The 11,530-nt window shown below is 39.9% G+C and carries 10 protein-coding genes; 8 read left to right on the top strand and 2 right to left on the bottom strand.

Annotation, left to right across the window (positions count from 1 at the left end):
* Positions 1–59: 59 nt before the first annotated feature.
* Together OGM63_RS24630 and OGM63_RS24635 are read left to right on the top strand one after the other, a co-directional pair.
* Positions 60–602, top strand: a complete 543-nt coding sequence (locus OGM63_RS24630) for a hypothetical protein (protein WP_263748304.1) — start codon at positions 60–62, stop codon at positions 600–602.
* A 22-nt stretch (positions 603–624) separates the two neighbouring features.
* On the top strand, positions 625–795 hold the full coding sequence (locus OGM63_RS24635; RefSeq protein ID WP_263748305.1) for a hypothetical protein: 171 nt from the start codon (positions 625–627) through the stop codon (positions 793–795).
* Between the two features lie 469 nt (positions 796–1,264).
* On the opposite strand, the gene OGM63_RS24640 is transcribed toward OGM63_RS24635, so the two are convergent.
* Entirely contained in the window at positions 1,265–2,536 is a 1,272-nt protein-coding gene (locus tag OGM63_RS24640) for an MFS transporter (RefSeq protein ID WP_263748306.1), read from the bottom strand.
* Between the two features lie 42 nt (positions 2,537–2,578).
* Positions 2,579–5,227 carry a TonB-dependent siderophore receptor gene (locus OGM63_RS24645; RefSeq protein ID WP_263748307.1) on the bottom strand — a complete coding sequence of 883 codons (2,649 nt, stop codon included), beginning with the start codon at positions 5,225–5,227 and terminating at the stop codon, positions 2,579–2,581.
* 663 nt (positions 5,228–5,890) lie between these two features.
* Between OGM63_RS24645 and OGM63_RS24650 the strand changes: the two genes are divergently transcribed.
* From OGM63_RS24650 to OGM63_RS24675, 6 genes are all read left to right on the top strand, one after another.
* A complete protein-coding gene (locus OGM63_RS24650) occupies positions 5,891–6,226 on the top strand; it encodes an acyl carrier protein (RefSeq protein ID WP_263748308.1) in 336 nt (111 codons plus the stop codon).
* Positions 6,207–6,587, top strand: coding sequence for a holo-ACP synthase (locus OGM63_RS24655; protein WP_263748310.1), 381 nt, complete (start codon positions 6,207–6,209; stop codon positions 6,585–6,587). The genes OGM63_RS24650 and OGM63_RS24655 overlap by 20 nt, the downstream gene beginning before the upstream one ends.
* Before the next feature lie 37 nt (positions 6,588–6,624).
* The gene (locus tag OGM63_RS24660; protein WP_263748311.1) at positions 6,625–8,172 is read left to right on the top strand and encodes a benzoate-CoA ligase family protein; all 1,548 of its coding nucleotides are present in this window, start codon (positions 6,625–6,627) and stop codon (positions 8,170–8,172) included.
* Positions 8,173–8,194: 22 nt separating this feature from the next.
* On the top strand, positions 8,195–9,529 hold the full coding sequence (locus OGM63_RS24665; protein ID WP_263748312.1) for a salicylate synthase: 1,335 nt from the start codon (positions 8,195–8,197) through the stop codon (positions 9,527–9,529).
* Positions 9,529–9,942 carry a holo-ACP synthase gene (locus tag OGM63_RS24670; protein ID WP_263748313.1) on the top strand — a complete coding sequence of 138 codons (414 nt, stop codon included), beginning with the start codon at positions 9,529–9,531 and terminating at the stop codon, positions 9,940–9,942. Before OGM63_RS24665 ends, OGM63_RS24670 begins: the two co-directional genes overlap by 1 nt.
* Before the next feature lie 63 nt (positions 9,943–10,005).
* A complete protein-coding gene (locus tag OGM63_RS24675; protein ID WP_263748314.1) occupies positions 10,006–11,499 on the top strand; it encodes a 3-oxoacyl-ACP synthase III family protein in 1,494 nt (497 codons plus the stop codon).
* Positions 11,500–11,530: the final 31 nt, after the last annotated feature.

Below are 11,530 nucleotides of genomic sequence, written 5' to 3' on the forward strand. Positions count from 1 at the left end.
ACTACCCTTGAAGACTGTTTCCGATTTATCGGAAATACATCTTCAAGGGTGTTTCGTTTTTGACTCGCAATTCATCCCATCACCAACACTCCGTGTATGGTGTGGGGCTTCTTGCTGTACAAGCTAAGCCAGCTTCCAAAGAGCTTTTTACAGATGCCCAAGTTGAACAGAAGATAATAGATGCTTTAGCACAAAGGGAGCGCGAAAAAGCTGAGTCAGAACAGGGACGGTTTGTAGAAATTCGAGACGCAGCACTACAAGCAGCAAAACGAGAAATTCAAGCCGCTCAGGAACATGCTCGTGCGCTGCAACAAGCAAAACAGGAATTAATCGAGCAATTGACAGCCAAGGATGAGGAGATGCGATCGCTTGACGCATTGCAAACCAGAAACCAACAATTGGAACAGCGAGTGGAAGAATTAGAAAAAGCCCTCGAAAACTCCAGTGCGAACAATTGGGGCAATACCTTTAACAATCAAGCCGCAAAGGTGATTAACTTGGAGTTAGAGAAAACTATCTGCTACATTGATGTCCGAAGTCGATCACCTAAACAACGTACTTTCCCAGAAAGAGCAAGAAATTGTTCGGCTTCAAACGAGTAATTCCCAAGAATCAGATGCAGTTGTGGCTTCCTTTGGGGAGATTGGAGAAAGGTTTGGCTGGCAAGGTTGGAGCAGTCGGGGGTATCGTGCTGCGAGTGGGATGGTTTGTACGGGGATTAGTGCGATCGCTGCTTTTATTACCGATCTGAAAGCGTCTTCCCCAATTTACCAACAGCAGGAAATCACGTTTTAGATTTACATCAAATTAGATTTGTGTCGAATTTTGCCATTGGCTAAAAATGGTGATGAATTTGATATAGGGAAAATCAGTCAAACAAAGAAATTGAAATGCAGTTTCATCTTGAAAAACAAACAAATACCAAGAAAATTCCTTGATGGTTCGCAAAGTTTATATTGCGACAAACACAAAACAACCCAAATATTCAACAGATAGTTTTCACACTTCTAGAACCCATGACACCACAAGAATGGTGTTTAATTTGGATACCAGTTATCCATTCTGGAATCAAATTGCCCTGTGATGGAGAACGAAATCATACAGGATACATGAAAGCTTCTCTGACGACTTTTCTGCATGAAACTGTGACAGTGACCACCACAAAAAATAAATCTTTGGCTCTTCTGTTTTCTCTTCATCAAAATTTCGTGGTTTTCTCAAGCCAGATGTAATTTTTTGAGATGATAAAACCAAAATTAAACGTTTAGGTGTGTTCCCCCTGGCTCCTGTTTTTTGGAAGTCCCTTAAAATGTTGAAAAATCATCAACACACTAATTAGTGCGATCGCCAAGCTAATTGAAAAAATACCCCGATAAGCTACGGCTTTGGCAATTACACCACTGATTGCCCCAGCGCCGAGACTAGCAAAAATACTAACTGAGCTTTGAAGAGTATAATCTGTCCCAGGAGTTTCTAGACTGCTATTGTCCATCATTAATGTAGAGGTAGCAGTACTCATAATCCCTATACTAAATAGTGGACTGATAGCAACTAAGTAGATAACAGGTAGGCTGGTAAAACCGAATGCCGGAAACAAGTAAGTTAGCATCGTGGTTGCCCACAATAAGCTAAATAAAAATAGCGATCGCTTTCTTCCCCAAGCTGAAATTAATAAACCGCCAACAATTCCGCCAATCGCCGCAGCACTTGTACCAACAACTCCCTGTAACCAGCCAATATCTGACAAGGACAGCCCTATATCTACTAGTAGAGGGCGATACATAGTAGCAGCCATGTGGCTGCTTGATGAATATAGCACTAAGATAAGCAACCAGTTCATCATCCCTGGGTGACGGCAAAAGTTGATAAAAGTCTGAAAGTAAGAAACAGGCAACTTCACTGTAGATTGATCTGTCAAATCATCAGATTGCCTATTTATGGAGATTTGTTTTTTCTGAACATTTTCCCGATACAAGAAGATAGGAACTAACGCTAAAACCATAATCAACGCTAAGGTTTGTAAACTAGCAGCCCATCCCCAGTAATTAAACAAAATTAGCATCCCTCCACCACTGACAACTGAACCTAGAGAGTTACCCACAATTTGCACTGCATTTCCCAAACCTCTCTCATTAGGCTTGAGTAAACCTATAGCCAAAGCATCAGTAGCTATATCTTGGCTGGCAGAAAATAAACTGATTAAAGTTATACAAATCAGTAAAATGGTAAAGTTATTTTCCACACTCAGCAAAGCACAAATAGCCGTCATAGCGGCAATCAGGAGTTGAAAACAGATAATCCAAAAACGATAATGTCCCCAGCGCGTAAATCCATAGCGATCAATTAAAGGAGACCACAGAAAGTTCAGTGATATAGGAAGCGCAAGTAATTGCAACAAGCCAATTGTTTCTAAAGAAACCCCTTTTTGACGCATGAACAAAGGTAGGGCTTGGTAGAGAAACCAAAATGGCATGAACTGTGACACATACAAGCTGCCAAGTAAGCCAAATTTCTTCAAGCTTCTGATGCTGATCACGACAGTCAAAGTCCTGCTAGTTATTTGCTGGGAGGGCTGAAATTAAAAATTTACTGATACTGAACCAATCACAGTAAAAGGTTCACCGGGATAAATACCGCTAGTTCTGCCAAAAGGTACACCACTGATGTAGTCAGTATCAAAAATGTTCTTGAAATTGAGGGCAAAGCGCCAATTGTCTCGGCGGTAAAAAATAGCTGCATTAGTCAGAAAATAACTATCTAACTTAAAGCTGTTTTCGAGGTCTCCTTCACGTTCTCCGACATAGTTGAATCCCACGCCAAAGCCTAAGCCTTGCAAACTACCACGTTGGATTTCATAAGTTGTCCATAAACTAGCGTTGTGTCTTGGAACACCTATGAGTCTATTTCCCACGGAAATTGTATTATCTGCGGTGACTTCTGCATCTGTGTATCCGTAAGAGGCGATGATATTCCATCCAGGCAGAATTTGCCCGCTAATATCAAATTCTACACCTCGGCTGCGTTGTTCACCTGTGGCTACAGAAAAGCCTAGCCCTGGTAAACTAGAATCTGTTGTCGCTACATTTTGTTTGGTAATGTCAAAATAAGCCAAAGTTGCAGACAGTTTACCTTCAAGTAGTTCAGTTTTGACACCAACTTCATATCCTTCACCTTGTTCTGGTCGGAGAGGATTACCATTCACATCGAAGGTATCAATATTGGGAGTGAATGATTGGGAATAGCTGGCATAAACAGATACTTCTTTCGATGGTTGATAAACGACCCCCAAACGGGGAGTAAAAGCATCATCGAATTGACTAACGTCAGGACCTGGATAGAAAAGTGATGATTGATTGGTGGTGTTTTGACTGACAGTTTCGTAGCGTATACCCGCCAGTAATTTGAGATTATCAAAAAAGGCTATTTGATCTTGCAAATAAATTCCTAATCTATCTGTTGTAGTTTTCCTGTCTATCAGCACAACATCCAAAGGATTTCGCGGAGTCCCGTAGACTGGGTTGAAAACATTTAACTGCGATGGAGTAAAGAAATCAGATAAAGCAAAGGTGCTAGAGTTGGTGCGATTCAAATCCAGACCAAACAAGAGGGTGTGTTTGATGCCACCTGTAGTAAATTTTCCTACAACATTTGATTGTAAAGAGTAATCATCAGCATAAAAATCATCAAGAGCAGATACACGACTAACCGTACCTGTAGCTTCATCAAAGCCAGTGGTAATTGTTAATTTATCACTGTAGAACCGAGAATTGGCGTAGCGAAAATCATTGCGTATTTTCCAATTATCATTAAAACGATGTTCTAGAGAGTATCTGGCTGTGATAAATGTCCGATCAATATAATCATCGGGTTCATTAAGAGTGCGATCGCGTGGAACATCAAGGACGCGATCGCCCGAAGCCACTAAACCACCATCATAAGGTCTGACACGGTTAGAATACTGCGCTTCAAAGGTGAAATCTGTATTCTTACCCTTCCAAGCCACAACAGGTGCAATAAAAAATTCTTCAAAGTTTTGGTCAAAGCCGCGAAAACTCTCATTATTGAGATAAGAGAGATTCAGCCGATACAACAGGCTTTTGTCATCGTTCAAAGGTCCAGAAATATCAATCCGAGGTTTTACCAAATTATAGTTTCCCGCCTGAATTTCGGCTTCGTAAAAAGGTTCTGCTAACGGCTGTTTAGTAACAGCGTTAATCACCCCGCCTGGTTGAATCTCTCCATATAAAATAGAGGCTGGACCTTTGAGGACTTCAATACGCTCTAAACCTGCTATGTCTGGCACTTCTGCAAAAGAGTATTGTCTGAAGCCATTGATTAACAACGGTGCTTTATCAAAACCACGAATTGTATATCTCGCTTCTGTATTGGTATCAAACCCGCCAGGAATGACGTTACTAACATTTCTTAATGCTTCATCTATTCTAACCACCTGTTGATCTTGAATCACCTTCTGGGGAATCACCTGAATAGACTGTGGTGTATCCCGAAGCGGAGTGTCAGTCCTCGTCCCAGTAGTAGCGTTGAGTGGATTATAGCCATCATTGCGATCGCCTGTCACCACTAGTTCTATTGGCTCATTACTCTCAGGTGATGGTGGTTGGGGTGTTGCTTCTGCTTCTGGTTGCTGTGCTGGTGTTGTTGTTTCTACTTCTGGTCGTTGTGCTGGTGTTGTTGTTTCTACTTTTGGTTGTTGCGCTGGTGACGGTACTGATGCATTTGCCGTTAAGCCAAAAATTAAACCCTCATCACTATCAAACAATTCAACTTGCGGTAAACTCCCTTCACCCTTGACTGTCACCAAGATAGTATTGGCATTTTGGTTAGTCACCGTAATTTCTGCAATCCCTACTGCTGGTTTTTCCTGGCGAAATGTATCACCACTAGGTAAACGCAGTTGAGCATTGCTAATCTCTGCAATGAATGTATTCCCTTCACTTTTCGGCTGAACTTGTAATTGCTCACCGAGAGAAGTCTGTAAAATTATCTCTATACCCTTATTAGTGGAATTGACTTGTACTTTGGTAATCGTTACGGTCTGCTGTGAATCTGCTTGACTGAGTACAGATGGTCGCTTTAGTTGGAAAATATGCCTTCTGTGCCCCAGTTCTGTGTGCTTACTGATATCCTCTCCTTGAGCAGGATGTACCATCAACATCACAACTGAGACTGTGAACAACAAGCTCTGCACGAATTGCTCTGGTTTCATTATTCTTTTTATCATCGTGTCATGGAATTTTGATTAATGAAATACTTTTCTTACAATTAAGTGAAATTAACCAGCATTCACTTTGTAATTTAAATCATTTAACTCCAAAAAATATATTACAAATCTCACATTATAGCTATTTGATAATTCCTGTCAACTTAAATTTAAGTCAATACCTGACGCTATTCGAAACTAAATAGAAAATATCTTAGTTTTTTGTATTTAATTATACTAAATATTTTTGCATTAATCCAACTAAGGCTTATTGTCCGTAGTTAATATTTTCAGTAATAAGTAAATTGAAGTTAAATATAATATATGTACAAATAAAGTAATTACAGCATTTTCATGCGGTAATTCGGACTGAGTTGTATTTAATACTAGTATTTTCTTCGATTTATTAATAAGTAAAACTAATTATTTAACTGAAGATAATACGATTATTGTATGTAAAAGGACTTGCTAAATGATAGTAATTTCTATTAAATGAGAGTTAAGCTAATCAAGAATAACTTGCAATATACTGTATCAAATTCGATATGAGGCAATACCAGAGCTTATTCCCATTGAGATAAGGCAAGAAAAACTATTTTGACTGGAATCAAAGTCAAATTCCCTTCTGCTAAAGCTTCCTGTTCTGCATCCCAGTTCTCAAGGTGTAATATGTGTCAATCAATAGACAGCCGACAAGAAAATTCCTCTAATTTTTCTCCAGTTGAGTCTAGCTACCAGAACACTTGCAGTGTGATGAATACCCTAAAATCTATACTTCTGAACCTTAGTATCCCGGAAGAATTCATTAGGGAAGATACATTACTGCACAAGGATTTACAACTTGATTCTGTAGAGGTAGTAGAAATAGCCTTGGGATTAAAACGGACACTGGGTGTGAATGTGAAGCTAGAGTCTCGGCAAGATATGACATTAGCGCAAGTATGCAATACAGTTAAAGAAGCGATCGCTCAAAATATCACCAACCATGTTACACCAACATATTAAAGGGTTGGGTTTAGATATTACTCCCATTCACAGAATTGCCAGACTAGTTGATAGATATGACAGTGAGACCTTAAATCTGTTATTCACTGCTAACGAGATCGACCATTGCCAATCGGCAAACAACTATCATCAGTGTTATGCAATCTGCTTCGCCACAAAAGAAGCTGTAGGCAAAGCTCTAGGTACTGGATTAGTCAGTATTGATTGGAATGAAATTGAAGCTGAAATCATACCTTACAAGGTAATCATTCATCTGTATGACAAAGCAAGCTATCAGGCAAAAAAACGTAATATTCAACAATGGTTAGCTAATTGGTGCGATTGGGATCAACACATATTAGTGCAAGTCATAGCTATGTAAGAAAGTAGGTGCGAGAAGAATCAATCATCAATAACAAATGACAAATGACAATGTATTCAATGTTGCAGCTTACTTTATAGAAAGTAACTTGACCCAGGGACGGAGCGAGAAAATCGCCTTTTATTATCAAAATCAAATATATACTTATGGACAAGTTAGCAGTTTTGTGCGCCGTAGTGCCAGATTACTCGCCAATCTAGGAATAGAGCAGGAAAACCGCATAGCCATTTTATTATCAGATTCTCCAGAGTTTGTCTTTGCCTTTTGGGGTGCAATTTGGTTAGGAGCAGTACCAGTTCCTATTAATACGACTTGTAGCTTAGATGAGATTCAATATATTCTGCAAGATTCTCGCGCCAAACTCTTATTAACTACCCAAGAGTGGCAAGAAAAACTAGCTCCCATCCAATCAAAATATTTACGTCATATACTTTTAAAAGATGGGGAGTCAGCCTATCTTTCGCTATTAAACCAAGAGGATGAACTACTACCTTGTGCGGAAACTTCACCCGATGAACCAGCTTTCTGGCTATACACATCTGGTAGTACAGGTCGCCCTAAAGGAGTGATTCACCTACATCAAAGTATGATGGTTTGTGCAGAAAAGTATGGTAGAGCAACTCTAGGTTTGTGCCAAGATGACATCACCTATTCAGTGGCTAAAATGCCTTTTGCCTATGGCTTGGGCAATACCTTATATATGCCAATGGCAGTAGGTGCAGCTAGTGTTTTATCTGATGCGAGTAACGGCTTCGACATAATTGTAGATATTCAGCGTTATCGACCGACAATTTTGTTTGGTATACCGAGTGTTTACGCAGGTATTTTGGCTCTCGCGGAAATTGCACCTTTGGATGTATCTTCTTTGCGGTTGTGTGCATCTGCGGCAGAACAATTACCAAAAAGTATTTGGCAGCAATGGCTGGAGACATACAACCATGAAATTTGCGAAGGAATTGGTACTACTGAGTTTCTGCATATATTTCTCTCCAATCAAATAGGAAAGTGCAAACCAGGAAGTTCTGGTCGTCCCATTCCTGGTTATGATGTGCAAATTCTTAATGACGATGGTGTACCTTGTCCACCAGGTGAAATTGGTAATCTCCAAGTCAGAGGAGAAAGCCTGATGTTGGGTTATTGGAAGCGATTGCAACAAACTCGTAAAGCAATTTACGGTGACACAATGCGAACTGGAGATAAATATCTGCGGGATGCTGATGGTTATTTCTACTTTATGGGGCGCAATGATGACCTGTTTAAAGTCAATGGACAGTGGATATCACCAATGGAAATTGAGGATATATTACATCAACATCCTCAAATTCTGGAGGTAGCTGTTGTAGCTGAATCTAGTAGCGAAGAACAGTTAACTCAAATTGTGGCTTATATCAGTCTCAAGCCAGGACAAGCGGCTACACCAGAAATGGAAATGAATATTCGGAAATTCGCTAAACAACAATTGCCGCATTTTAAAGCACCCAAAACAGTTTACTTTGTAGAAAAATTACCCCGCACTTCCACCGGAAAAATTCACCGCAAATTATTAAGTAAGGATTCAAGTTTACGTGTAAGTATAAGTTTATAAATAATTTCCTTACAGAGGTAGAATGATGGTGACAGAGTTTCATACGGCAATCAAATATAAGCGGAAATTTATTCCTGGGGAGAGGAATCATATTGTAGTTTTGCAGAATTTTCTGCAAGCTGGTATCTTGGATAATTATGTTTTGTATGAGGGGAAAAATGAAGTTAGAATTGCTGGTAATGAATTAGCAAAAGTATCAGTTTCTCAAGATTTGGTTTCTCTTAAAGGTGTCGGTAAATCTTACTCAGAGCCAGCAAGTGAGCCATTTAAACAAATAGAAAAAATGTTGGCGACATTGCCAATTGAAGATTGGACGGCTTATGGCTATGTTGCTTTTGATATGGCTCGATTCTATTCGGATTATTCTAAATCAATACAGCAAGATAGCCTGTATTTTTTAATTCCAGAGATTGAACTAATATTTACAAATGAAGGAGTGTGCATCAGGAGTACAAAGTCTCTAGAACAGGTAGAAGAAATTTTGCTTTCAGATGCTCAATTACCAGATTATCAAGCTGCTGATTTGAGATTAGATTTTGGCGATCGCACAAATTATGAGCAAAAAATTACCCAGTTAATCGCGGCAATTCAAAAAGACGAATTACAAAAAGCGATCATCTCTCGCCCTGTGAAAATTCCTGGTAATTTAGATATATTGGGAACATATATAGTCGGTTCCAGAGCTAATAATTCCGCACGCTCCTACTGTTTAAATATCGGAGATGTCCGCGCAGTTGGCTTTAGTCCTGAAACTCTCATGGAAGTTTACGAAGATAGTTTCATTGTGACTAATCCTCTAGCGGGGACTCGCCCACGCAGTCAACATCAAGCAGAAGATTTACAACTAACCCATGAGCTATTTACTGATGCCAAAGAAGTCAAAGAACACGCTCTTTCTATTTGGTTAGCGCAAAGTGAAATTGCTTCCCTGTGTTTAGCAGGTAGTATTCAAGTCTTCAATTTCATGGAGGTGAAAAAATATCGGTGCGTGCAGCATTTATCATCGAGAGTTGGTGGACAACTACAACCAGGAAAAACCCTGTGGGATGCTTTGAAAGTTTTGTTCCCAGGAATTACCGTTTCGGGAATTGATAAACAACAAGCCCTGAAATGGATTGACCGTTTAGAAGACGAACCGAGAGGAATTTATGCTGGGGGTATTGGCTGGGTAAGTAGTAACGGTACAGGAGATTTAGCGATCGCTATTCGCTCTGTTTACCAGTATGGCAATCATATTTACTTAAATGCTGGTGCTGGCATCGTTGCGGAATCTGTACCAGAAAAAGAGTATATCGAGTCTGTCAACAAGATGAATACCATGCTGACTAATTTAGTGTTGGAAGCTGAGGAAAGATAATGGCATCAACCTGTATAGATACACTGACTATGCCTGATACCTCAAATATCATTGGTTATGGCATGGAAATAGTTGCGACTGTTGAGATTGCAACCCTCATAGAACAAACCCAGGGAAATTTTACTATGCAGTATTTCACAGCCAGTGAACGGAGTATTACGAAATCTGGGATTCAACATTTTGCAGGTCGTTTCTGTGCCAAAAAAGCCATCTTCAAAGCCTTGGGGATGGAATTAAATCAACAGATTTGTTGGTGGGAGATGGAAGTGCAGCGACTACCCACAGGTGAGCCATCAGTAGTATTGCATGGTCAATGTCAGCAAATTGCTAACCGTTTAGGAATTACTAAGTGGTTGTTGAGTATTACTCATGTATCTGATTATGCCGCAGCCAGTGCGATCGCTCTTTTGTAATTTATCTCACGCATTCAACAAAGTCGTTCGCGTCTTTGAAGGAGAAGAGTAGGTACAAAGGTTATGATGAATGATTCTATCGGTATTCGCTCACTTGCAATCAGCTTTGGTGGCATTATCCGCACAAATGATTATTGGCTAGAGAATTTTCCGGAATTAATTCCCCAGGAAAAGCCGAAAAGGGTAAGAATATCTCACTCTAGGGAATTTACTTCTGGTCAAAACGTCCTTGATATTTGGTCGCAAGCTGTCGCACCATATTTATCAGATCCATTTCGGGGTAATGTTGAACGTCGGGTAGTTGATATCGATGAATCTTCCTTAACCCTAGAATATCGAGCGGCAAAAGATGCATTGAACGCTGCACAAATCTCTCCCCAAGAGGTGGATTTGATGATTGTGGCTTCTCTATTTCCGCAACAGCTTGGACATGGTAATGCTGTTTACCTGGCTCAGAAATTAGGATTAAACTGTCCAGCTTGGAATTTAGAATCAACCTGTTCTAGTGCCTTGGTAGCATTGCAAAACGCTCATGCACTCATCCAAACGGGAGCATATCGCAATGTCTTAGTTGTTGTATCTCACACTGCTTCTCAAACAGTAGACGACGCAGATAGCCTTGCATGGTCGATGGGTGATGCTGCTGGAGCCTTTATAGTAGATAGACTGAAACCAAATCAAGGCATCTTAGCCAGTAAAATTGTCAGTACAGCTGCAACCTGTGGTGCTTATGTGCATGAACTGGTAACAGATGCTCAAGGACAGCCTCAAATCAGGACTCGTACAGGTGAGAATGTCAGTACACTAGCCGAAACCTCTGTAGATTTTGTGCGTACCTGCTGCGAAGGTGTGGCTGCTGCTGCTGGTTTAACTTTGGCTGATATTGATTTCTTTGCGTTCAATACTCCCACTGCTTGGTATACCAGTGTTTGTACGCAAGCATTAGGTATCAATGCAGCAAAAACTATCAACCTTTATCCACGATATGCAAATATTGGCTCGGTAATGGCGATCGCTAATTTATATCATGCTGCCCATGAGTGTAAAATTAGCGAAAATAGCTTAGTGTTAGTTTATACTAAAGGAGCATCCGCCACTGCTGCCGCAACTATCATGCGCTGGGGTGATGTCGCACTGGGTTCTGTTCCTACGTCTCCTCTCAGCCTGACTCAAGAACCAGAAAAAATTCATCTCGCAGAGATACAAAAAAGCAGCATTTCCAGAGAAAAACTTTTGGCTGCTTCTTTACAACAACAACGGCAAATGCTGGAAACCTATTTATTGGAATGGTTGAGTCATTCATTACAGATTCCTATATCGCAAATTAATCAAGACCAACCTTTAACTTTATTGCTTGGTTCACTGATGGGTTTCTTATTCAAAACTCAAATCGAAAATGACTTAAAAGTGCAAGTTCCTATAGAGAAATTCTTTGGTGAAAATAATCTCAATCATTTAATTGAAATGTTGCTCAATCAGTTAGCCTTAACCAAAGTTTTAGCATCTACGTCACTAGTTAATACTGATACAGAAGAAAGAGAACAATTGACTCTTTAACATTTAAAACTTACACAAAATATCTCTCGAA

Origin of the sequence: Plectonema radiosum NIES-515 (genome assembly GCF_025753815.1) — a bacterium.
GTDB lineage: Bacteria > Cyanobacteriota > Cyanobacteriia > Cyanobacteriales > Nostocaceae > Hassallia > Hassallia radiosum_A.